This window comes from Lysobacter sp. CA196, from assembly GCF_052078695.1.
Classification (GTDB): domain Bacteria; phylum Pseudomonadota; class Gammaproteobacteria; order Xanthomonadales; family Xanthomonadaceae; genus Lysobacter.
This window is the reverse complement of record NZ_JBQJIN010000004.1, coordinates 233,980-255,968: the sequence shown is the minus strand read 5'-3', so window position 1 is coordinate 255,968 and position 21,989 is coordinate 233,980. Positions and strand designations below refer to the sequence as shown.

Genomic DNA, 21,989 nt, shown 5'->3' with positions numbered 1-21,989 from the left:
GTCGCGGCTTGCGCCGCTCCTACCCCAAAGCCGTTCCAAGGATAAGAGCGGCGCAAGCCGCGACCGCGATCTATCACGCTACCGCGCAACCCTCACTGCGGACGCGCCGCCACGATCCGCCAGTTGTTGAACGGCGTGCGTCCGAACAACGGAGTGAACTCGACCTCGAGCCCGGCTTCGCGCAAGCGCGCGCGCAAGGCCTCGCCGTTGGGGTAATAACGCGGCATCGCATTCATCCAGCCCAGCGCGCGCGAGAACACATCGACTGCGCGGGTGATGCGCGCGCGGCCGGTGCCGTCGTCGAGGCCGGTGCGGATCACCAGGCGTGCGCCCGGGGTCAGCATCGCGATCATCGCGTCGATGGCACGCGCCTGCGCCGGATAGGGGATGAACTGCAGCACGTCGAGAATCACCACGCTGCCGCGATGCTCGGGCACGACCTGGGCGAGATCGACGGTGTCGAACACGGCATGGTCGAGACCGACGCGTGCGGCGGCGCGGGTGGCGCGGCGGATCTTGGCCGCATCGCTGTCGACGCCGCGGTAGGGCAGGCGGATGCCGTCGGCCTGCAAGGTGTGGGCGAGCAGGCCGAGCCCGCAGCCCAGGTCGAGCAGCGGCGCGCGCGTGCCGCGCAGGGCCGCGCTGACCCCTGGGTAGAGCGGGTCGCTGCCGAGCTTGGCGCGGCTGTAGTAATAGTCCCAGCGATTGCCGAGCGGATGCTCGGGCAGATAGGCGCGCGCGATGCGGTCCGCCTGTCCGTGGGCCATGGCTTGTGCCGCTTCGTTCATTGCTGAGTCCGGGCTCCGTTCGCGGTCGTGCCGCCGGCGGCAGTTTGGCATCCCGGCGCGCCCTGCGCTCGGCGGTCGCCGCAAGGCACACCATGCGACGCGAGTGCGGCGAGCACGAACCGGCCGCCGCAGCGCTTGCGCCGCTTCAGCCCGTCTGCGCTTGCAACAGTCGCCGCGCCACCGGCACGGCAAGCTCGGCCCACTGCGCGTACATCGCTGCCGACGGATGCAGACCGTCCTCGGCGACCATCGCCGCTTCGCTGCCGCGTGCGCGCGAGACCGGGGTGATGTCGACGAAGGCGACCTCATGCCGCGCGCAGATCTCGCGCGCGGTCCGGTTGAAGACGTCGAGCTCGGCGCCGATCGTGGCCGGGCCGCGTTTGTCGCTGGCGCCGAACGGGGTCGCGCCCCAATCGGGGACCGACAGCACCAGCACCCGATCGGCGCGGCCGTGCGCATAGCGGATCGCGCGTTCGAGCAATTCGCGAAACTCGCCGGCGTACTGCGGCGCGCTGCGGCCGCGGTATTGGTTGTTGACGCCGATCAGCAGGCTGACGAAATCCCACTGCCCCAGCGGCTCGGCCAGGTCCAGTGCGAGCGCGAGCTCGTCGGTGGTCCAGCCGGTGGTCGCGATGATGCGCGGGTCGGCCAGGCCGATGCCGAGCCCGCGCAGGGCGCCGGCCATCTGCAGCGGCCAGCGCCCGGCTTCGGGCACGGCTTCGCCGATGGTGTAGCTGTCGCCGAGCGCGAGATAGGACAGCGTCATGGTTGCTTCAAGCCACCGCGGCGCGCTGGGCCTCGACCTGGGCGCCGCGGTCGGCGTAACGGTCGAGCACGCGTTCGATGCGCTGGAACACCTCGCGCACCTCGGCCGGCTGCGGCAGCAGGGTCACGCGGAAGTGGTTGCGATAGGGCACGTTGAAGCTCGAACCCGGCACCACCAGCACGTCTTCGGTTTCCAGCAGTTCCAGCGCGAACTTGTGGTCGTCGAACCCTTGCGCGGCGGCGCCGACCACGGCCGGGAACGCGTACAGCGCGCCGGCCGGAGCGACCAGCTCCAGATGCTGGCTGGCTTCGACCGACTCGATCACCGCGCGGCGCGCTTCGTACAGGCGTCCGCCCGGCTCGCACAGCGGGGTGATGGTGTCTTCGCCGTTGAGCGCGGCCTCGATGGCGAACTGGCCCGGCACGTTGGCGCACAGGCGCAGCGCGCCGAGCAGGTCCATGGCGTGGTGGAAGTCGCCGCTGGCGACCGGGTCGCCCGACAGCACCGCCCAGCCCACGCGCCAGCCGCAGGCGCGGTGCACCTTGGACAGGCCGCCGAAGCTCAGGCAGGGCAGGTCGCCGGCGATCGGCGCGACCGGGGTGAACTGGGCGCCGTCGTACAGGATCGAGTCGTAGATCTCGTCGCACATCAGCAGCAGCTTGTGGCGCGCGGCGATCGCGACGATGCGCTCGATCAGCTCGCGCGGATAGGCCGCGCCGGTCGGGTTGTTCGGGTTGATCAGCACGATCGCGCGGGTGCGGCTGGAGATCAGTTGCTCGATCTCGTCCGGGTCGGGCAGGAAGCCGTTCTCGGGTTGGCAGCGGTAATACACCGGGCGGCCGTCGTTGAGGATGGTCGCGGCCGACCACAGCGGGTAGTCGGGCGAGGGCAGCAGCACTTCGTCGCCGGGGTTGAGCAGGGCGCGCAGCGACAGGTCGATCAGCTCGCTGACGCCGTTGCCGACGAACACGCGTTCGGGCGAGGCATTGGGCGTGCCGCGGCGCTTGTGGAACGCGGCGATGGCTTCGCGCGCGGCCGGCAGGCCTTGCTGATGAGTGTAGGGATCGGTGTTGGCGATGTGGTCGGCGATCGCGCGCTGCAGGTGTTCGGGCGCGCGGAAGCCGAAGGCGCCGGGGTTGCCGATGTTGAGCTTGATCTGCTTGCGTCCCTGGGCCTCCAACTCACGGGCTCGCCGGGCCAGTTCACCGCGGATTTCGTAACGGACTTCGGACAGGCGTTCGCGGGTTTTCAGGGGCGGCAATGACATCGGGGCAGGGCTGGGTCGAAAGAGAGACCCCCAGACTAGCTGAATCGGTCCGGCGAATCAGCCGGGGGCGGCGATTCCAGGCGCCTGCGATCTGCGCCGGCGCGCACGGATTGGCCGGGCGGGCCGCCCCGATCCCGGCCTGCCGGCCGCCCCGGCCCCGCCGGAGAAGGCAAAACCCGCGTCCGGCCTATGTAGAATCGCGCCATGCCCCATCGCTCTCCGCGCCTTTGACTCCTGAACTCGCTGCCTTGCAGGCGATCGGTTGGCCGATCTCGGCCGACGAGCCGTTGCCGGCCGACCCCGTCTGGCGCCAGGCGCTGTTCGACCACCCCCGGGCCCGTCCGGCGCGGGTCATCGAACAGCACCGCAGCGGCTATGTCGTGTCCGAAGGGCCCGACAACGGCTATCGGGTCGAATCCATGCCTGAATGGCAACGCCCGGCGAACTACAAAAAAGGCTCGGTCGCGCCCGAGCAGCGCCCCGGGGTCGGCGACTGGCTGCTGATCGAAGGCGATGAGGCACGCGCTAAGGTCGTGGCCCTGCTGCCCCGGCACAGCGCGATCAAGCGCGGCGCCGCCGGCGAGCACTACAAGCAGCAGCTGATCGCGGCCAACATCGACACCGTGTTCATCGTTTGCGGGCTGGACGCGGACTTCAATCCGCGCCGGATCGAGCGCTATCTGCTGTTGGTCCGCGGCGGCGCCGAGCCGGTGGTGGTGCTGACCAAGGCCGACGAAGCCACCGCCGCCGACGAGAACGCGGTCGCCGATGCCACCGGCGCGCTGATCGAACTGGCCCAGGGCGTGGCGATCCGCGCGGTCAACGCCCGCGACCGCGACGGCAGCGTCGCGGCGATGGCGCCGTGGCTGCAGCCGGGCCGCACCGTGGTGCTGGTGGGCTCCTCCGGCGCCGGCAAGTCGACCCTGACCAACAGCCTGCTCGGCATCGAGCGCATGAAGACCGGCGCGGTGCGCGAAAGCGACGCGCGCGGCCGCCACACCACCACCCATCGCGCATTGATTCCGTTGCCGTCGGGCGCCTGCCTGATCGACACCCCGGGCATGCGCGAACTCAAGCCGACCGGCGAAGAAGACGTCGCCGAGAATTTCAGCGATGTCGAGGCCCTGGCCGAGCAGTGCAAGTTCCGCGATTGCTCGCATGACCGCGAACCCGGCTGCGCCGTGCGCGATGCCATCGAAGCCGGCCGGCTCGACCCGCAGCGTTTCGCCAGCTACCTGAAACTGCGCGACGAAGTCGCCGGCGCGGCGACCAAACTGGCCAACCGGCGCGCGCAGAAAGCCGACGTGAAACCGGTCGGCAAGGCGCCCAGCAAGCGGCCGGACGACAAGCATGGGCGCCGCTGAGCGCTCGGGTTTCGTCGTATCGCGCGGCGCGCGCGGGTCGCTTGCGCGGGCGCCGGAGCAAATGCCAAAGCAAATCCCCCCTGCCCCCCTGTTGCAAATGGGGGGACGGCAGGGGTATGCGAAGGGTGGTGCAGCGACTGCCGCGCTTGTCTGCTGCGCGACAGGTATCGACTACGTAAGACACCCGCAAACGACCGACCCCACCAGACGCCTCCCCCCTTTGCAAAAGGGGGGCAGGGGGGATTTGCTCCTGCTCTTGCTCCACACCGCGAAACACCCCCAAGGCCCCGCCGCATGAGCCTGCTCAGCCCCAGCCTGCACAGCGAAATCCAGCACCACGCTGCGCTCGATGCGCGCATGGTGCGGGTCGCGCGCGGGATCAAGTTGCTGACCATGGCGAGCTGGCCGTCCGGCCTGGAAGTGCAGTTTCTCGCGGATTACGCGCGCGGCACCGCGCAACTGCCGGTCATCGAGTATCCGAAGTACGACTTCAGCGAAACACGGCGCGAACTCGAAGCGGTCGCCGCCGAAGCCGACCCGGATCATCCGCTCGGCGAGTACCTGATCGAATCGGCGCACTCCTGGGGCGTCGCCGCGCAGTTGCTGGAATCGCTGGGCTCGACCGAGGTCACCGCCTACTCGGTGCAATTGTTCGGCAAACCCGACGCGCCGCTGCCCGGGCGGGGGCCGAGCACGCGCGAGGCCGCCAACCATTTCATCTCGATCGCCAACGAGCTCGACCGCGAGCTGATGTCGCCGGCCGAAACCGTCGAGATCTCGGCCACCGCGCTGAGCCTGCAACTGCAGCGCGACCTCGACGACTACTTCGACGCCCGCGTGATCGAGGTCGTGCTCGACCCGGACCTGATCGCCAAGGCCGCGGCCGGCGCGACCCGCATCCGCCTGCGCAGCAGCGCGGCGTTCAGCGACTACGACCGGCATCAGTTGCTCCAGCACGAAGCCTTCGTGCATTCGCTGACCGCGCTCAACGGCCGCGAACAGCCGGTGCTGCCGAGCCTGGCGCTGTCGTCGCCGCGCACCACCGCCACCCAGGAAGGCCTGGCGACCTTCGCCGAACAGATCACCGGCAGCATCGACATCGGCCGCATGAAGCGCCTGAGCCTGCGCATCGACGCGGTGGCGATGGCGCTGGACGGCGCCGACTTCATCCAGGTGTTCCGTTATTTCATCGACGCCGGCCAATCGCCGGCCGACAGCTTCGCCTCGGCCCAGCGCGTGTTCCGCGGCGTGCCCACCAGCGGCGGTTCGGCCTTCACCAAGGACGCGGTCTATCTGCGCGGCCTGGTCGGCGTGCACACCTTCTTCCGCTGGGCCTTGCGCCAACAGAAGCTGCACCTGTGCCGCTGGTTGTTCGCCGGCAAGATGACCCTGGGCGATGTGCAGCGGTTCGAGCCCTTGTTCGACAGCGGCGTGCTGGCGCCGGCGCGCTGGATGCCGCCGTGGATCACCCGCGCCAACGGCCTGGCCGGGATGCTGGCGTTCTCGCTGTTCGCCAACCGCATCCGCCTCGACCAGATGGCGGAGGGCGATTTCAGCGAAATCGGTTGATCGCTTTGCTTCAAGGGGTAGGAGCGGCGCAAGCCGCGAACAACCGAAGTTACGTACGCAAGAGTCTCGTCCGAAGACCAGACAATCGGCCGAAACGAGCACAAGCAGGTTGAGATGTCCGGACTCCGGATAAAGCGCTTGCGTGCACCTCTTCGGTTGGTCGCGGCTTGCGCCGCTCCTACCCTGCGCGCTCTTGCGACAAAAACGGCTTCCGGGCGACGTGGGGGGAGGGGTGACGCCCCCCCCGGAAGCCGGAAAACTCAATTCATGTGCAAGCCGCCGTTGACCGCGTAATCCGCGCCGGTGACGAAGGCGGCGTCGTCCGAGGCCAACCACGCGCACAGGCTGGCGACTTCGTCCGGTTTGCCCAGGCGCCGCACCGGCACCGACGCGGCGAGGCGGTCCAGCACGTCCGGTGGAAACGCGCTGATCGCGGCGCTGGCCACATAGCCGGGCGAGACCGTGTTGACGGTGACGCCGCGCGCGGCGAACTCCTGGGCCAGGGCGCGGGTGAAACCATGCATCGCCGATTTCGCGGTGGCGTAGTTGACCTGGCCGATCTGGCCCTTCTGCGCACTGACCGAGGCGATGTTGATGATCCGGCCCCAGCCGCGCGCCGACATGCCGTCGATGACCTGCTTGGTGATGTTGAACAGGCTGTGCAGGTTGCCGGCCATCACCGCGTTCCAGTCCTCGCGCGTCATCTGCCGGAACAGCACGTCGCGGGTGCCGCCGGCGTTGTTGACCAGCACGTCGATCTCGCCGACCTCGGCCTTGACCTTGGCGAATGCGGCCACGGTCGAGTCCCAGTCGGCGGCATTGCCTTCGGAAGCGATGAAGTCGAAACCCAGCTCGCGCTGTTCGCGCAGCCAGGCGGCCTTGCGCGGCGAGTTCGGCCCGCAGCCGGCGACCACGGTGTGGCCGCCGTGGGCGAGTTTCTGGCAGATCGCGGTGCCCAGGCTGCCCATGCCGCTGGTGACGTAGGCGATGCGGAGTGTCATGGCGCGGTTCCTAGTGATGGACGATGCGAACGGATCGATGCGTTACGAAGCCAGCGGATACAGCGCCAGCGCCAGCGAAGCGAACATCAACACCAGCGAGATCAACACCGCCCATTTCAGGGTGAAGCGCTGGTGGTCGGCGAAATCGACGTTGGCCATGCCGACCAGCAGATAGGTCGACGGCACCAGCGGGCTCAGCAGATGCACCGGCTGGCCGGCGAGCGAGGCGCGCGCCATCTCGACCGGGGTGATGCCGTAATGGCCGGCAGCCTCCGACAAAATCGGCAGCACGCCGAAATAAAAGGCGTCGTTGGACATGAAGAAGGTGAAGGGCATGCTCGCGATCGCGGTGATCACCGCCAGGTACGGCCCCCACGCATCCGGAATCACCGCCAAGAAGCTGCGCGACATCGCCTCGACCATGCCGGTGTTGGACAAAATGCCGGTGAAGATGCCGGCGGCGAAGATCAGCGACACCACTGCGAGCACGTTGCCGGCATGGTTGCCGATGCGGCGGCGCTGTTCGGCGAGGTCGGGGTAGTTGATCACCAGCGCCAGGGCGAATCCGATCATGAACAACACCGGCAGCGGCAGCACGCCGAGCACCAGCGCGGTCATCAGCGCGAGCGTCAGCGCGGCGTTGATCCACAACAGCTTCGGCCGCTTGGTGTCTTCGCTGTCGGCCAGGGTCGGCAGGTTGTCGCTGGCCGTGTCGAGGTCGGGGTTCCAGTCGGCGGCGTGGCCGTCCAGGGTGACGATGCCGAGGCGCTTGCGTTCGCGCAGGCCGAGGTACCAGGCCAGCAGCAGAATGCCGACCAACGACACCGCCATCGCCGGCACCAGCGGCACGAACACGTCGCTGGGGTCGACGTGCAAGGCGGTCGCGGCGCGCGCGGTCGGGCCGCCCCACGGCGTCAGGTTCATCACCCCACCGGCGAGGATGGTCACGCAGGTCAGGTTGAGCGCGTTCATGCGCAGGCGCTGGAACAGCGGCAGCATCGCCGAGACGGTGATCATGTAGGTGGTCGAGCCGTCGCCGTCGAGCGAGATCAGCATCGCCAGCACCGCGGTGCCGACCACGATCTTGACCGGGTCGCCCTTGACCAGCTTGAGGATGCGCTTGACCACCGGGTCGAACAGGCCGGCGTCGATCATCACCCCGAAGTAGAGGATCGCGAACATCAGCATCACGCCGGTCGGCGCGATCTTCTTGATGCCCTCGATCATCATCTCGCCGATGTCGCTCCTGAAACCGCCGACCAGGGCGAACAGGATCGGGATCACGATCAGAGCCACGAGCGGCGACATCCGCTTGCTCATGATCAGGTACATGAAGGTCAGGACCATGCCGAAGCCGAGCGCGGTCAACATGAGGGACTCCGGTGGGGGCGGGAAGTGAGATGAGAAGAGTGAGGAGTGAGAGAAGGCGAAAGCGAGAGCGAAGTGCGGTTACTCACTCCTCATTTCTTGCTACTCACTCCTGCCTCAAAAGTCGTACTGAAACCGCCCGGTCAAGGCCCGGGTCCGATCCAGCGTGCGATCGGCCAGTCGGTCGCGGTTGCGGCTCTCGATCCAGTCGAGCATGAAGCGCAGATTCGAGCGCAGGTGCCAGTTGACGCCGACGCTCGCCTGCTCCATCGACACGTCGCTAAAGTTCGCGCTGCCGTCGAGGTGCTGCTTGCCGCGGATCGTGTCGTAGCGCAGCGCCAGCTGCCAGGCGCCGCTGCTGCGCGCCGGCTTGACCCGGGCGAAACGGCCGGTCTTGGCGTCGTAGGGCATCGACTCGCCGGTCAGGAACCAGCCGACCAGGCCGTAAGCCGAACGCAGTTCGCCGCGCTGCACGCCGTCGTCGAAGTTGGCGCTGCCGAGTTCGGACTGCACATACAGCGGTCCGTGAGACAGGCCGAATTCCAGCGAGTATTTGTCGACGTCGGTGTCGAGCCCGCGATTGAAGTTGATCAAGGTCGCGCGGCTGTTGTCCGAAAGATGACCGGCCGGGCGCGGAGCGATGCGTAATGCGTTGGCGCCGTCGCGGCCAGGGTGGTCGTAGGCCTCGCGCGCCAGCGACAGGCCCAGATGCAGGGTGCGCTGCTCGTCGCGCAGCGGCGTCCAGGTGCCGCGTGCACCGGCGGCGCGGCCCTTGACCTGCCACACGTCGATGCTTTCCAGGCTGTAGACGCTGCCGGCGACGGTGTAGCCGTCGCCCGCGGTGATCCAGGCCGCGCCGAGCCGATACAGCGGCGCGACCGAGCTGGCGAACATGCTGCGCTCCATGAACACGCCGTAGTTCGAGCTGATGCGGTCGTCGAGGGTGAAGTGCTGCTTGAACTGGCCCAGGGTCAGCTTGCCGGCCTTGAAATCGCGGGTGACGTAGACGTCCTTGGCTTCGATGCTGTCCCTGGAAAAATCGTCCTGCAGGCCGGCGAAGTCGCCTTCGATCTTGTAGCCCCAGCCGTAGAACTTGCCGGAGACATCGAGCCACAAGCGGCGCACCTCGGTGTCGTCGCCGTTGCGCAGGCCGCGCGCATCGTTGTCGAAATCGGCGAAGTCCCAGTGCAGGCGGCCGCCGAGTTCGGCGGTGACCGGGCCTTCCTCGGCCAGGCACGGCGCGGCGAACAGGCACAACGCGGCGCACGCGGCGGCGTGACGGAAAAGCACCATCGTAGGCATCTCGTTTCCCTATTTTTCTGCCGTTTTTTCGACGACAGGCGCGTGTTCGTGCGCTTATAGTTGCTTAGGCCAGGACGGCCAGCCGCAACCCCTCCAGCGCAGGCTAGGCGGGCGAAGCTGTCATTGACCTGTCATTGGACCTGTCATCGCCGACGAGATCGGCCCGGCGATACCTGACTTCGGCAACTGCGAGGGCTCCCATCCAATGCGTATTCTGTTGGTCGAGGACAACGCGGATCTGGCCGACGCCATCGTCAGGCGGATGCGTCGCGACGGCCACGCGGTCGACTGGCAGTCCGACGGCATCGCCGCGGCCAGTGTGCTTCGTTATCAATCCTTCGACCTGATCGTGCTCGACATCGGCTTGCCGCGGCTCAACGGCCTCAGCCTGCTGGCCGGCTTGCGCGAACGCGGCGACACCACGCCGGTGCTGATGCTGACCGCGCGCGATGGCATCGAGGACCGGGTCAAGGCGCTCGACGTCGGCGCCGACGACTACCTCGGCAAGCCTTTCGATTTCCGCGAGTTCGAAGCCCGCTGCCGGGTGTTGCTGCGACGCAACCAGGGTCGCGCCGCGGGCGTGATCCAGGTCGGTACGCTCGCCTTCGACGCCGCCGCACATCGCGTCAGTCTCGACGGCGAAGTCATCGAAGTGCCGAACCGCGAGTTCCGCCTGCTGGAGATCCTGATCGGGAAACTTGGCCAGGTGGTCAGCAAGGACGAGATCGGCAACGGCTTGTTCGGTTTCGACGACGAGGCCGGGCCGAACGCGATCGAGTTGTACGTCGGGCGTTTGCGCAAGCGTTTAGCTGCCGCACCGTTGCGCATTCTCACCGTGCGCGGCGTCGGTTACATGCTCGAAGCGGCGCCAACGCCGGAGCGGGCCGTTGCGGAGCTGCCCGATGGCTGAGCCTGCGCGCAGTTCGCCGGCGAGGCACGGTTCGATCCGCCGCACCCTGCTGGTTTATCTCGGCGCCTTGTCGCTGATCGGCGCGGTGCTGCTGTTCGTCGCCGCGCGCAGCTACGGCCGCGCCGCCGCCGACCGTTCCTACGATCACCTGCTGATCGCCTCGGCGCTGTCGATCGCCGACAGCGTGGCCCTGGTCGACGGCCAATGGCAGGTAGACCTGCCGTACGCGGCGCTCGATCTGCTGGCGATGGCGCCCGAGGACCGGGTGTTCTACCGCGTCGCCAGCCGCGAAGGCGCGACCATCACTGGCTACGACGACCTGCCGTCGCCGCCATCGCCGCCGCTCGACGGCCAGCCGCGGCTGTTCGATGCGCTGTATCGCGGCGAACCCACGCGCTTCGTCGCGGTCTCGCGCTGGGTCGCCGGGCCGGCCACGCAGGGGCAGGCCATCGTCCAGGTCGGCCAGACCCGCATCGCGCGTGAAGCCCTGGCCGACGACGTGGTGCTGCGCGCCATCGTCGCCATCGTGGTGCTGTCGTTCGCGGCCCTGGCCTTGGTCTGGATCGGCGTGCATCGCGCGTTGCGGCCCTTGCAGAAACTCGAACGCGACCTGTCGCTGCGCGAACCTTCGGACCTTAAGCCGGTCGCCGGTGAGGTGCCGCTGGAACTCGATCAATTGGTCGGCGCCTTGAACCGCTTCATGGCGCGGCTGTCGGCGAGCAACGAGACCCTGCGCGCGTTCATGGCCGATGCCGCGCACCAGATGCGCACGCCGCTGGCGGCCTTGCGCGCCCAGGCCCAGCTCGCCCTCGACGAGGACGACCCCGCCGAGCAGCGCCGCAGCCTGGTCACCATCGAACGCAACGCCAGCCACATGAGCCGTTTGCTCAACCAGTTGCTCAGCGATGCCAGTGCGATCCATCGCTCGCATCTGCAGCAGTTCGAGACCGTCGACCTGGCCGAGTTGCTGCACCAGGCGCTGTACGAATCGATCCCGCAATCCGGCCCGCGCCCCGACGTGCGCCTGGCCGCGACCCAGGGCCCGGTATTGGTGCGCGGCGATGCGCTGTTGCTGCGCGAGGCGATCAAGAACCTGATCGACAACGCGCTCAGGCACGGCCAGCCGCGGCCCGGCAGCGAAGGCGGGCCGCTGCAGATCGCCCTGACCGTGGCCGAAGGCGAGGGCGCCTCGACCGCAGTGTTGACCGTGGCCGACCACGGCCCCGGCATCGCCCCGGCCGACGCGCAGACCGTATTCGAGCGCTTCGCCCGTGGCCACGATGCCGCCGCCGGCGGCGCCGGGCTCGGCCTGGCGATCGTCAAACGCATCGTCGACAGCCACGGCGGCCGTATCGATCTGTCCAACCGCGTCGGCGGCGGCCTGATCGTCACCCTCAGCCTGCCGAGGAGCGCGGTTTGAATACCGAGTGCGGAAAATTGAGGAACGAGTGCAGAACAGTGAGAAACGAGAAAAAGCGTTACAGCGCCGCGCGCTGCTTTTGCCTTTACTCGTTCCTCATTCTTCTCAACTCGTTCTTCGCTCCAACCCACGCCGCGCCCGGCGACGTGCGCCTGTTCAAGGCGCCTCAAGCGCGCAGCGCGCAACTGCGCATCCACGGCTCGACCGACATCGAGAACTTCGCCGCGGTCATCGCCGACTACCAGCGCCTGCATCCGGGCACCGAAGTCGAATACTCCGACCTCGTCGCCCAGGACATCTATACCCGCCATATCGCCGCCGGCCGCGGGCCTGTCGCCGACCTGCTGATCAGCAGCGGCATGGACCTGCAGACCAAGCTGGCCAACGACGGCCACGCGCTGGCCCACCGCTCGCCGGCCACGGTCGGCCTGCCGGCGTGGTCGCATTGGCGCCACGAAGCCTTCGGCATCAGCTACGAACCCATCGTCATCGTCTACAACAAGCGCCTGCTGCCGGCGGCGCGGGTGCCGCATACGCGCCGGCAACTGCTGGCGCTGTTGCGCGACCCGGCCGCGCCGCTGGCCGGCCGGGTCGGCACCTACGACGTCGCCCGCAGCAGCGTCGGCTACCTGCTCGCGACTCAGGACCATCAGCTCGGCAGCATGGCCGGCGCCCTGCAAGCCGCGCTCGGCGACAACCGCGTGCGCCTGGAAGAGCGCACCGGCGCCTTGCTCGACCGCGTGACAAGCGGCGAACTCGCCCTGGCCTACAACGTGCTCGGCTCCTACGCCCAGGCCCGCATCGACGCCGGCGCGCCGCTCGGCATCGTCCTGCCCGAGGACTACACCCTGGTCCTGCTGCGCACCGCGCTGATCCCGCGCACCGCGCCGAACGCGACCGAGGCCGGGCGTTTCCTCGATTACCTGCTGTCGCCGCGCGGCCAGGCCATGCTGGCCCAGCAGGTCGGCCTGCAGCCGATCCGCGCCGCCGACGGCGCGCCGCTGTCGCCGCATGCGCGCGACGGCGCGCGGGTGCGCGCCCTGCGCCCGATCCCGCTGGGGCCGGGCCTGCTGGTCTATCTGGACGCGCTCAAGCGGCGTCAATTCCTCGATGCCTGGCGCAGCACGGTCCAGCCCGGACCCAAGGCGGCCGCCGATGCACCCTGAGCCGCGGTGCTCCGGCCCGGCCCGCCCATACGCCGGCGTCGGTTCGCTGCCGCGTCCGATCGCCGCGGCCGGCCCGCGCCGGGTTCGGCAAAGCGCCCGCGCCGTCGTGCGGGTACAACTCCAAAGTACTAAGGCTTTCGCCACCGCGGTCGCGCGAATCCGCGTCGGCGATCCTTTAGACTGCAAGTCCACCTTTCCTCGCGCCCTTGCCACGGCAGCCATTCCCTGATGTCCGACAACGATCTGAAAACCGCCGCGCTCGACTACCACCGCCTCAGCCCGCCGGGCAAGATCAAGGTCACCGCGACCAAGCCGATGGTGACCCAGCGCGACCTCGCCCTGGCCTACTCGCCGGGCGTGGCCTACGCCTGCGAGGCCATCGTCGAAGACCCCAACGCCGCCAGCGAGCTCACCGCCCGCGGCAACCTCGTCGCGGTGATCAGCAACGGCACCGCCGTGCTCGGCCTGGGCGACATCGGCCCGCTGGCCGGCAAGCCGGTCATGGAAGGCAAGGGCGTGCTGTTCCAGAAGTTCGCCGGCATCGACGTGTTCGACATCGAAATCGACGAGCGCGACCCCGACAAGCTGGTCGACATCATCGCCTCGCTGGAACCGACCTTCGGCGGCATCAACCTCGAAGACATCAAGGCCCCGGAGTGCTTCATCGTCGAGCGCAAGCTGCGCGAGCGCATGAAGATCCCGGTGTTCCACGACGACCAGCACGGCACCGCGATCATCGTCGGCGCCGCGGTGTTCAATGCGCTGGAAGTGGTCGGCAAGAAGATCGAGGACGTCAAGCTCGCCACCAGCGGCGCCGGCGCGGCCGGCATCGCTTGCCTCGACATGCTGGTCGCCCTGGGCATGAAGCCGGAGAACATCCTCGCGGTCGACCGCGACGGCGTGCTCTACACCGGCCGCCCCAATCTGGACCCGGACAAGGCCCGCTACGCCCGCGACACCGACAAGCGCACCCTGGCCGACATCGTCGCCGGTGCCGACGTGTTCCTCGGCCTGTCGGCCGGCGGCGTGCTCAAGGCCGAGATGGTCGCGACCATGGCCGCCAAGCCGATCATCCTGGCGCTGGCCAACCCGTATCCGGAAATCCTGCCCGAAGACGCCAAGGCCGTGCGTCCGGACTGCATCATCGCGACCGGCCGTTCGGATTACCCGAACCAGGTCAACAACGCGCTGTGCTTCCCGTACATCTTCCGCGGCGCGCTCGACGTCGGCGCGACCGTCATCAACGAAGAAATGAAGCTGGCCTGCGTGCGCGCGATCGCCCAGCTGGCGCGCATGGAATCGTCCGACCTCGGCAGTGCCTACGGCGGCGACGTGCCGACTTTCGGCGCCGAGTACCTGATCCCGCGTCCGTTCGACCCGCGCCTGCTGGTCATGCTGGCCCCGGCCGTGGCCAAGGCGGCGATGGACTCCGGCGTGGCCGCGCGTCCGATCGTCGACATGGACGAGTACGAAGAACGGCTCAGCCAATACATCTACCGCACCGGCCTGCTGATGAAGCCGGTCTACGACCGCGCCCGCGCCGACCGCAAGCGCGTGGTCTATGCCGAAGGCGAGGAAGAGACCGTGCTTCGCGCAGTGCAGACAGTGATCGACGAAGAACTGGCGCACCCGATCCTGATCGGCCGCCCCGACGTCATCGAGACCCGTATCCAGCGCCTCGGCCTGCGCATGCGCGAAGGCGTGGATTTCGAGTTGACCAACATCAACGACGACCCGCGCTTCAACGACTACTGGCAGCAGTACCACGCCCTGACCGAGCGCCGCGGCGTCAGCCCAGCGGCGGCGAAGAACCTGCTGCGTTCGCGTCCCACCTTGATCGCGGCGCTGATGGTCGAGCGCGGCGAAGCCGACGCGATGATCTCCGGCTTGGTCGGCCGCTTCCACAAGAAGCTCGGCTACATGCGCAGCATCTTCGACTTCGACCCGGGCGTTTCCGGCACCTCGGCGATGACCGGCGTGATCAACGACCAGGGCGCCTGGTTCTTCCTCGACACCCATGTGCAGGTCGACCCGACCGCCGAGCAGATCGCCGAAGCGACCTTGCAGGCGACCTACCGCCTCAAGCTGTTCGGCATCGAGCCCAAGGTCGCGTTGCTGTCGCACTCCAACTACGGCAGCCACGACAACCCGTCGGCGGCGAAGATGCGCAAGGTCCGCCAGATCATCAAGCAGCGCCAGCCCAAGCTCGAGATGGACGGCGAAATGCAGGCCGACACCGCCTGGGACGATGCACTGCGCAAGCGCATCTTCCCGAACGCGACCCTGCACGGCCGCGCCAACCTGTTCGTGCTGCCGAACCTCGACGCCGCCAACATCACCTACAACATGGTGCGGGTGATGACCGACGGCGTCGCCATCGGCCCGATCCTGATGGGCCTGGACAAGCCGGCGCACATCCTGACCCCGGCCTCGACCCCGCGTCGCGTCGTCAACATGACCGCGATCGCCGCCGTCGACGCCCAGATCCGCGCCTCGCGCGAATCCGAGCGCAAAGGCCTGGGCGAAGTCGGCGGCACCTGAGCCGCTGATTCACGGCGGTAGCCGGCTGCGTCGATGGCGCAGCCGGCGCTGCGACATCGCAGTTTGCGTCGTCATTGCCAGGTCGTGATCGCGACTCACGGCGCTCCTACAGGGCGCAACGCCGCGCCGTCGCGCAAAAAATTCCCCTCGCATCCTCATGCCGTTCCCCCCTTTGGAGAGGGGGGCGGGGGGATTTGCTTCTGCGCTTCGTTCGCACCGGCGATTGATTTGCGCGGTCGCGGCTTGCGCCGCTCCTACCCCAAAGCCGCGCCAGCAAAGGGTAGGAGCGGCGCAAGCCGCGACCACGATGCCGGACGCTAGCGGCGCAACATTCAACGCCCGCGTAGCCTCGCGACAGCACCCGCGCCCGCACCCAACCCGATTACATCGAATCAAAGCCCCTCTCCCGTGAACGGGAGGCGGGTGAGGGCCGAGCGCCGATAAACCACCTCACTCCAACGCCACCTCACCCGGCAACCACTTCAACGCAAACTCCCGCAACAACTTCACCTTCGCCGACCGCCGCAGATCCGGATGCGTCGCGAACCACAGATCCGCGCGCACCTGCGGCAACGGCGCCGAAATCCGCCGCACACCCGGCGACGCATCGGCCAGATAACATGGCAACAAGGCCCGTCCCAATCCTGCCTCGCAGGCCGCCAACGCCGCCGGCAAGGTATTGACCCGCATCGCGATGCGTTCGGCCGACACCCGGTCGCTCAACCATTGCGCCGACGACAGATGCGCCAGGCTTTCGTCGAGCGCAACCCAATCGCCCTGCGCCAAGGCCGCTTCATCGAGCGTCTTACCACGGCCACCACCACGCCCGCTGTCGCGCCCCGCAGCTACATACGCCGCGATCGAAATCGCCGCGACCTTGCGCGACGACAAACCTTCCGGCGGCAACACGCTCGCACGTAGCGCCACATCGGCGTCCTGCTGCTGCAGAGTCAAGAACGCATTGGCCACGACCAAATCGCAACGCAGCCCCGGCTGCTCGGCACGAAACGCGGCGCACATCCGCGCCGCGACCGGCGCCAAAGTGTCGGGCAGCGTGATACGAATCCGCCCCTCGGTGCGCGCATCGCGCCCGGCCAACTCGCGCTGCAAGCGCTCGGTCTCGACCAGCACGCGTTGCGCGCTGGCAATGGTCAGCTCGCCGGCATCGGTCGGCGTATAACCGCGCCGACTGCGCCGGAACAGCGCCGCGCCGACCCGCGCCTCGACCGCGGCCAAGCGCCGGAACGCACTCGAATGGTCCAGCGCCAAGGCCTTGGCCGCGCCGGTCAGGCTGCCGTGCGCGCCGATCGCGCGCACCAGCTCCAGGTCGTCCAGGCTCAATCGTTCGTGTCGCATCTGCAAGCAATCCTTGTCGGTTCGCCGTGTTGGCGCGGCATCGGGGTGCGCGGAAAGTATCGGCTTCCTTACTGGAGTACGCCATGAAGCTCTACTACACCCCCGGCACCTGCTCGTTCGCCCCGCACATCGCCATCCGCGAACTCGGCCTCGACGCCGAACTGCGCCGCGTGCGCCTCGGCGCCGAACCCTTGGTCGTCGCCGAAGACCGCGATTTCCGCGAGATCAACCCGCTCGGCTACGTGCCGGTGCTCGAACTCGACGACGGCCGCGTGCTGACCGAAGGCGTGGCGATGCTGCTGCACTTGGCCGACCTGAAACCCGAGGCCGGCCTCGCCCCCGCCGTCGGCACGCCCGAGCGCGACGAACTGCATCGCTGGTTGAACTTCGTCAGCTCGGAACTGCACAAGACCTTCAGCCCCTGGCTGTTCCACCCCGAGTACGGCGAGCAGGCCGCGAATGTGGCGCGCGAACGCCTGGCCAAGCGCCTGGCCGTGGTCGAGCGCCACCTCGCCGATCGCGACTACCTACTGGGCGAGCGTTTCAGCATCGCCGATGCGTATCTGTTCACCATCGTCGACTGGGTGCGCCCGCTGAAGATCGCGCTCGACCCGTATCCGGCCCTGGCCGCCTACCTCGAACGCGTACGCGCCCGCGACAGCGTCGCCGAAGCCCTGCGCCGCGAGAAAGCGCCATGATCGGCGAGGCGATCAAGCCCTCGGTCGCCTGGATCATGCTGATCGCCGCCGGCCTGATCGATGTGGCCTGGGCACTGACGATGAAACTGTCGCAGGGCTACACCAAGCCGGGCTGGACCGCGGCCTCGATCGTCGCCCTGATCGCCTTCGTCTGGCTGCTGGGTCGCGCCCTGACCGCCTTGCCCGTCGGCAGCGCCTACGCCGTGTGGACCGGCATCGGCGCCGCCGGCACCGTGCTCATCGGCTCGATCCTGTTCGGCGAATCCATCACCCCGCTGCGTTTGGGCGGCGTGGCATTGATCGTCGCCGGCATCGTGGTGTTGCGTAGTGCGCCGGGTTGAGGCGCCCTGGATGATCTGTCGATGCTGAAGTTTGCGCAGTAGGCGAAACATGGCGGTCGCGGCTCGCGCCGCTCCTACCCCAAAGCGACGTAGCAAAGGGTAGGAGCGGCGCAAGCCGCGACCGCGAATCCGCAACCACCGCGACCCGATCAGAAGCCCGCATTCCGTCAGTCCACAACGGCTACTTGGGTAGGAGCGGCGCAAGCCGCGACCACGAATCCGCAACCACCGCGACCCGATCAGAAAATCTGCGCCCGAACCAACGCAACCACGACCCCGGCAAACCGCGTCGATATCAGAAACCTCCTTCCGCCCAGAAATCCCTAGACTCCTTCCCTGCATCACCCACCGATTCCCCTGCCCACACCGCGCCCCAATGCGGGTATTGCCGCACGTCATCCACCAACCCTGCCCGAACCGGATTCATCACCACATACCGCGCCGCGTCGATCAGCGACTCCTCCCGCTGTAAGGCATGGTCGTGATACGCCCGCGCCCATACCGCGTCCAACACCGGTAACCCGTACATCGCCGCCCGCACCCGTCGCGACGCGCAGCATTTCAATTGGCGAACCAAAGCCGGCAACGAATCCCGCGGCCCCAGCTCGACCAGGCCATGCCAGTGGTCCGGCATCAACACCCAGGCCAACAAGGTCGAGCGTTCCCACGAACGCCGATCCAGCAACGCCGCGATCGCGCACCGCGCCAGCGCCGCGTCGGCGAACAAGGCACGACGCTGCTCCGTCGTGAACGTCACCAGATACACGTGATGTGCTTCCGACACCCGTCCCCGCCGCAACGCGGCGTGACCGGGGGCTTTCACGAGAGATTGATCGAGCATGCAGGCAGGTTGGTCCCGCGCCGCAAGCAGGCCCATCGGGAAACGAGCACGCTGTGTGTGGGGTTTCGTCCCGCCCCCGTGTCGTGCCCCGAGCCGCAAAGGGTAGGAGCGACGCAAGTCGCGACCGCGTCATCGCATAAGCCGACGAAACCCGCCAAATCCGACGTGCCGGCCGTCGGAGCCGTTGCCATCCCAGGCCTTCGCCGCCGCCCGCATCCCGCGGTCGCGGCTCACCATAAACCGGCGAAACCCGCCAATAAGCGATAGCCCGGCCAGCCGATGAAGAACAATCGCCACCCAAGCCATCGCCGCAACGGGCAACCCCGCGGTCGCGGCTCGCGTCGCTCCTACCCTAAGAGCCCAACCCCCAAACCACACGCCCGCGTATCCCCCGCCACCCGCCAACCTACCCGCCAACCCAAGCACACCCCTAGCCAAAACGGACTATTCCACCCCTTACACCCGCAACCGCAAGCCGTAACCCCGTCACCGTTTGTTAGACTCGGTGCTCTAATCCGTCCCCCACCTTTGAGGCGCGGCCACGGGGCCGCGAGATCGATGAATCAGCCGCTTGCCAGCTCTCTGCACGACCTGCTCCAGAACGACCCCGATCCGACCGAAACCCAGGAGTGGGTCGAGTCCGTACAGGCCGTCATCGCCCGCGACGGTGCCGAGCGCGCGCATCAGCTGCTCGAAGGCATGGTCGAAGTCACGCGCCGCGCCGGCGCGCACCTGCCGTTCCAGCCCACCACCGAATACATCAACACCATCCCGCCGCACCTGGAGGCCAAGAGCCCCGGCGACGCCGCGATGGAATGGCGGATCCGCTCGCTGATCCGCTGGAACGCCATGGCCATGGTCGTGCGCGCCAACCGCAAGCCCGGCGACCTCGGCGGCCACATCGCCAGCTTCGCCTCGGCGGCCACCTTGTACGACGTCGGCTTCAACCATTTCTGGCGCGGCCCCGAAGGCGACCACCCCGGCGACCTCATCGGCATCCAGGGCCACAGCTCGCCCGGCATCTACGCGCGCTCCTTCCTCGAAGGCCGCCTGAGCGAATCGCACCTCGACAACTTCCGCATGGAAGTCGACGGCCGCGGCGTCAGCTCTTACCCGCACCCCTGGCTGATGCCGGACTACTGGCAGGTGCCGACGGTGTCGATGGGCCTGGGCCCCATCAGCGCCATCTACCAGGCGCGCAACTGGAAATACCTGGAAGGCCGCGGCCTGATGCCGAAGTCCGACCGCAAGGTCTGGGCCTTCCTCGGCGACGGCGAGACGGACGAGCCCGAATCGCTCGGCGCCATCTCGGTGGCCGGCCGCGAAGGCCTCGACAACCTGGTCTTCGTCATCAACTGCAACCTGCAGCGCCTCGACGGCCCGGTGCGCGGCAACGGCAAAATCATCCAGGAGCTGGAAGGCCAGTTCCGCGGTGCCGGCTGGAACGTCATCAAGACCGTCTGGGGCAGCTACTGGGACCCGCTGCTCGCGCGCGACACCACCGGCAAGCTGCGCCAGCTGATGATGGAAACCGTCGACGGCGAATACCAGAACTGCAAGGCCTTCGGCGGCAAGTACACCCGCGACAACTTCTTCGGCAAATACCCGGAAACCGCCGCGCTGGTCGCCAACCTGTCCGACGACGACATCTGGCGCCTCAACCGCGGCGGCCACGACCCGCACAAGGTCTACGCCGCCTATCACGAGGCGGTGAACACCAAGGGCATGCCCACCGTGATCCTGGCCAAGACGGTCAAGGGCTACGGCATGGGCGCGTCGGGTGAATCGCTCAACCCGACCCACGGCACCAAGAAGATGGACGACGAAGCCGTCCGCCTGTTCCGCGACCGCTTCAACATCCCGGTCAGCGACGAGCAGCTGAAAGACGGCGCCGTGCCGTTCTTCCACCCTGGCGAGAAGTCGCCGGAAGTCGAATACATGCTCGAGCGCCGCAAGGCCCTCGGCGGCTTCCTGCCGCAGCGCCGCCGCAAGGCCAGCACCGCGCTCGAAGTGCCCAAGCTCGAAACCTACGACCGCCTGCTCAAGAGCACCGGCGAGCGCGAAATCAGCACCACCATGTCGTTCGTGCAGGCGCTCAACATCGCCCTGCGCGACAAGCAGGTCGGCCCGCGCATCGTGCCCATCGTGGCCGACGAAGCCCGCACCTTCGGCATGGAAGGCCTGTTCCGCCAGCTCGGCATCTATGCCCCGCACGGCCAGAAGTACAAGCCGGTCGACCGCGACCAGCTGATGTACTACCGCGAAGACACCACCGGCCAGGTGCTGGAAGAAGGCATCACCGAAGCCGGCGCGTTCTCGTCGTGGCTTGCTGCAGCCACCAGCTACAGCACCAACGACCTGCAGATGCTGCCGTTCTACATCTATTACTCGATGTTCGGCTTCCAGCGCATCGGCGACAGCGCCTGGCAGGCGGCGGACATGCGCGCGCGCGGCTTCCTGCTCGGCGCCACCGCCGGCCGCACCACCCTCAACGGCGAAGGCCTGCAGCACGAAGACGGCCACAGCATGGTCCAGGCCGGCCTGATCCCGAACTGCCGCAGCTACGACCCGACCTTCAGCTATGAGGTGGTGACCCTGCTCCAGCACGGCATGCAGCGCATGCTGACCGAGCAGCGCGACGAGTACTGGTACCTCACCCTGATGAACGAGAACTACACCCACCCGGACATGCCCGAGGGCAGTGCCGAGGGGATCATCAAGGGCATGTACCTGCTGAAGGACGCCGGCAAGCCGAAGAAGGGCGAACTGCGCGTGCAGCTGCTCGGCAGCGGCACCATCCTGCGCGAAGCCATCGCCGCGGCCGAACTGCTCGACAAGGACTTCGGCGTCACCGCCGACATCTGGTCCTGCCCGAGCTTCAACGAACTCGCCCGCGACGCCACCGACGCCGAGCGCCACAACCGCCTCAACCCGGAAGCCAAGGCCCCGCGCAAGCCCTACATCACCGAGCTGCTGGAAGGCCGCCAAGGCCCGGCGATCGCCGCGACCGACTACATCCGCATGTACCCGGAACAAGTCCGCGCCTTCGTGCCGATGCGCTACACCGTGCTGGGCACCGACGGCTTCGGCCGCAGCGACACCCGCGCCAACCTGCGCCGCCACTTCGAAGTCGACCGCTACTACATCGCCCACGCCGCCATCGCGGCCCTGGCGGCGGAAGGCAAGATGACTGGGAAGGATGTGGCGAGGGCTATCAAGCAGTACAAGATTGATGTGGAGAAGCCGAATCCGTTGGGGGTTTGAGCGGCTATTGAGACCAAAAGGGCGGCC

The 21,989-nt window shown here is 67.9% G+C and carries 17 protein-coding genes; 9 read left to right on the top strand and 8 right to left on the bottom strand.

The genetic code is table 11. From position 1 onward, the window contains the following. Positions 1-92 precede the first annotated feature (92 nt). The 3 genes from ACTOWK_RS06290 to ACTOWK_RS06280 all read right to left on the bottom strand — a co-directional run bounded on the left by ACTOWK_RS06290 (position 93) and on the right by ACTOWK_RS06280 (position 2,821). On the bottom strand, positions 93-767 hold the full coding sequence (locus tag ACTOWK_RS06290; RefSeq protein ID WP_441329357.1) for a methyltransferase domain-containing protein: 675 nt from the start codon (positions 765-767) through the stop codon (positions 93-95). Positions 768-933: 166 nt separating this feature from the next. Then, positions 934-1,554, bottom strand: a complete 621-nt coding sequence (locus ACTOWK_RS06285) for an SGNH/GDSL hydrolase family protein (protein ID WP_441329324.1) — start codon at positions 1,552-1,554, stop codon at positions 934-936. 7 nt (positions 1,555-1,561) lie between these two features. Beyond that, positions 1,562-2,821 carry a pyridoxal phosphate-dependent aminotransferase gene (locus ACTOWK_RS06280; RefSeq protein WP_441329323.1) on the bottom strand — a complete coding sequence of 420 codons (1,260 nt, stop codon included), beginning with the start codon at positions 2,819-2,821 and terminating at the stop codon, positions 1,562-1,564. Between the two features lie 227 nt (positions 2,822-3,048). Here ACTOWK_RS06280 and rsgA point away from each other — a divergent pair, with 227 nt between their 5' ends. Next, positions 3,049-4,185, top strand: a complete 1,137-nt coding sequence (gene rsgA, locus ACTOWK_RS06275; RefSeq protein ID WP_441329322.1) for a ribosome small subunit-dependent GTPase A — start codon at positions 3,049-3,051, stop codon at positions 4,183-4,185. A 294-nt stretch (positions 4,186-4,479) separates the two neighbouring features. Continuing rightward, positions 4,480-5,754: a flavohemoglobin expression-modulating QEGLA motif protein gene (locus ACTOWK_RS06270; protein WP_441329321.1), complete on the top strand. Its 1,275-nt coding sequence runs from the start codon at positions 4,480-4,482 to the stop codon at positions 5,752-5,754. 260 nt (positions 5,755-6,014) lie between these two features. Here the strand turns inward: ACTOWK_RS06270 and phbB are convergent, their stop codons facing one another. The 3 genes from phbB to ACTOWK_RS06255 form a co-directional block, all read right to left on the bottom strand. Further along, entirely contained in the window at positions 6,015-6,755 is a 741-nt protein-coding gene (gene phbB, locus ACTOWK_RS06265; protein ID WP_223621439.1) for an acetoacetyl-CoA reductase, read from the bottom strand. A 42-nt stretch (positions 6,756-6,797) separates the two neighbouring features. Next, positions 6,798-8,126 (bottom strand): CitMHS family transporter, encoded by a 1,329-nt coding sequence (locus tag ACTOWK_RS06260; protein ID WP_441329320.1) that lies wholly within the window; start codon positions 8,124-8,126, stop codon positions 6,798-6,800. A gap of 114 nt (positions 8,127-8,240) precedes the next feature. After that, positions 8,241-9,425, bottom strand: coding sequence for an OprO/OprP family phosphate-selective porin (locus ACTOWK_RS06255; RefSeq protein WP_441329319.1), 1,185 nt, complete (start codon positions 9,423-9,425; stop codon positions 8,241-8,243). A 205-nt stretch (positions 9,426-9,630) separates the two neighbouring features. Here ACTOWK_RS06255 and ACTOWK_RS06250 point away from each other — a divergent pair, with 205 nt between their 5' ends. The 4 genes from ACTOWK_RS06250 (at position 9,631) to ACTOWK_RS06235 (ending at position 15,462) form a co-directional block, all read left to right on the top strand. Next, positions 9,631-10,335: a response regulator gene (locus ACTOWK_RS06250; RefSeq protein ID WP_441329318.1), complete on the top strand. Its 705-nt coding sequence runs from the start codon at positions 9,631-9,633 to the stop codon at positions 10,333-10,335. Continuing rightward, positions 10,328-11,755 carry a sensor histidine kinase N-terminal domain-containing protein gene (locus tag ACTOWK_RS06245; protein WP_441329317.1) on the top strand — a complete coding sequence of 476 codons (1,428 nt, stop codon included), beginning with the start codon at positions 10,328-10,330 and terminating at the stop codon, positions 11,753-11,755. Before ACTOWK_RS06250 ends, ACTOWK_RS06245 begins: the two co-directional genes overlap by 8 nt. 98 nt (positions 11,756-11,853) lie before the next feature. Continuing rightward, entirely contained in the window at positions 11,854-12,921 is a 1,068-nt protein-coding gene (locus tag ACTOWK_RS06240; protein WP_441329356.1) for an ABC transporter substrate-binding protein, read from the top strand. 228 nt (positions 12,922-13,149) lie between these two features. After that, positions 13,150-15,462 (top strand): NADP-dependent malic enzyme, encoded by a 2,313-nt coding sequence (locus ACTOWK_RS06235; protein WP_057919296.1) that lies wholly within the window; start codon positions 13,150-13,152, stop codon positions 15,460-15,462. A 450-nt stretch (positions 15,463-15,912) separates the two neighbouring features. Here the strand turns inward: ACTOWK_RS06235 and ACTOWK_RS06230 are convergent, their stop codons facing one another. Beyond that, positions 15,913-16,818 (bottom strand): LysR family transcriptional regulator, encoded by a 906-nt coding sequence (locus ACTOWK_RS06230; protein WP_441329316.1) that lies wholly within the window; start codon positions 16,816-16,818, stop codon positions 15,913-15,915. A gap of 83 nt (positions 16,819-16,901) precedes the next feature. On the opposite strand from ACTOWK_RS06230, the gene ACTOWK_RS06225 reads away from it, so the two are divergent. Both ACTOWK_RS06225 and ACTOWK_RS06220 read left to right on the top strand, forming a co-directional pair. Beyond that, positions 16,902-17,516 (top strand): glutathione binding-like protein, encoded by a 615-nt coding sequence (locus ACTOWK_RS06225; protein WP_441329315.1) that lies wholly within the window; start codon positions 16,902-16,904, stop codon positions 17,514-17,516. Continuing rightward, positions 17,513-17,857 (top strand): DMT family transporter, encoded by a 345-nt coding sequence (locus ACTOWK_RS06220; RefSeq protein WP_441329314.1) that lies wholly within the window; start codon positions 17,513-17,515, stop codon positions 17,855-17,857. Before ACTOWK_RS06225 ends, ACTOWK_RS06220 begins: the two co-directional genes overlap by 4 nt. A 295-nt stretch (positions 17,858-18,152) precedes the next feature. Here the strand turns inward: ACTOWK_RS06220 and ACTOWK_RS06215 are convergent, their stop codons facing one another. Beyond that, complete coding sequence (locus tag ACTOWK_RS06215) at positions 18,153-18,698, bottom strand: REP-associated tyrosine transposase (protein WP_441329313.1); 546 nt, start codon at positions 18,696-18,698, stop codon at positions 18,153-18,155. A 558-nt stretch (positions 18,699-19,256) separates the two neighbouring features. On the opposite strand from ACTOWK_RS06215, the gene aceE reads away from it, so the two are divergent. After that, the gene (gene aceE, locus ACTOWK_RS06210) at positions 19,257-21,962 is read left to right on the top strand and encodes a pyruvate dehydrogenase (acetyl-transferring), homodimeric type (RefSeq protein WP_408951131.1); all 2,706 of its coding nucleotides are present in this window, start codon (positions 19,257-19,259) and stop codon (positions 21,960-21,962) included. The last annotated feature ends 27 nt before the right edge of the window (positions 21,963-21,989 follow it).

What these genes read in the sequence shown, in the direction of transcription:
- ACTOWK_RS06260 (WP_441329320.1), bottom strand. Translation starts at nt 8,126, where the DNA reads ATGTTGACCGCGCTCGGCTTCGGCATGGTCCTGACCTTCATGTACCTG.
- ACTOWK_RS06270 (WP_441329321.1), top strand. Translation starts at nt 4,480, where the DNA reads ATGAGCCTGCTCAGCCCCAGCCTGCACAGCGAAATCCAGCACCACGCT.
- phbB (WP_223621439.1), bottom strand. Translation starts at nt 6,755, where the DNA reads ATGACACTCCGCATCGCCTACGTCACCAGCGGCATGGGCAGCCTGGGC.
- ACTOWK_RS06225 (WP_441329315.1), top strand. Translation starts at nt 16,902, where the DNA reads ATGAAGCTCTACTACACCCCCGGCACCTGCTCGTTCGCCCCGCACATC.
- ACTOWK_RS06235 (WP_057919296.1), top strand. Translation starts at nt 13,150, where the DNA reads ATGTCCGACAACGATCTGAAAACCGCCGCGCTCGACTACCACCGCCTC.
- ACTOWK_RS06230 (WP_441329316.1), bottom strand. Translation starts at nt 16,818, where the DNA reads ATGCGACACGAACGATTGAGCCTGGACGACCTGGAGCTGGTGCGCGCG.
- ACTOWK_RS06250 (WP_441329318.1), top strand. Translation starts at nt 9,631, where the DNA reads ATGCGTATTCTGTTGGTCGAGGACAACGCGGATCTGGCCGACGCCATC.
- ACTOWK_RS06290 (WP_441329357.1), bottom strand. Translation starts at nt 767, where the DNA reads ATGGCCCACGGACAGGCGGACCGCATCGCGCGCGCCTATCTGCCCGAG.
- ACTOWK_RS06220 (WP_441329314.1), top strand. Translation starts at nt 17,513, where the DNA reads ATGATCGGCGAGGCGATCAAGCCCTCGGTCGCCTGGATCATGCTGATC.
- ACTOWK_RS06280 (WP_441329323.1), bottom strand. Translation starts at nt 2,821, where the DNA reads ATGTCATTGCCGCCCCTGAAAACCCGCGAACGCCTGTCCGAAGTCCGT.
- ACTOWK_RS06255 (WP_441329319.1), bottom strand. Translation starts at nt 9,425, where the DNA reads ATGCCTACGATGGTGCTTTTCCGTCACGCCGCCGCGTGCGCCGCGTTG.
- ACTOWK_RS06285 (WP_441329324.1), bottom strand. Translation starts at nt 1,554, where the DNA reads ATGACGCTGTCCTATCTCGCGCTCGGCGACAGCTACACCATCGGCGAA.
- aceE (WP_408951131.1), top strand. Translation starts at nt 19,257, where the DNA reads ATGAATCAGCCGCTTGCCAGCTCTCTGCACGACCTGCTCCAGAACGAC.
- ACTOWK_RS06245 (WP_441329317.1), top strand. Translation starts at nt 10,328, where the DNA reads ATGGCTGAGCCTGCGCGCAGTTCGCCGGCGAGGCACGGTTCGATCCGC.
- ACTOWK_RS06215 (WP_441329313.1), bottom strand. Translation starts at nt 18,698, where the DNA reads ATGCTCGATCAATCTCTCGTGAAAGCCCCCGGTCACGCCGCGTTGCGG.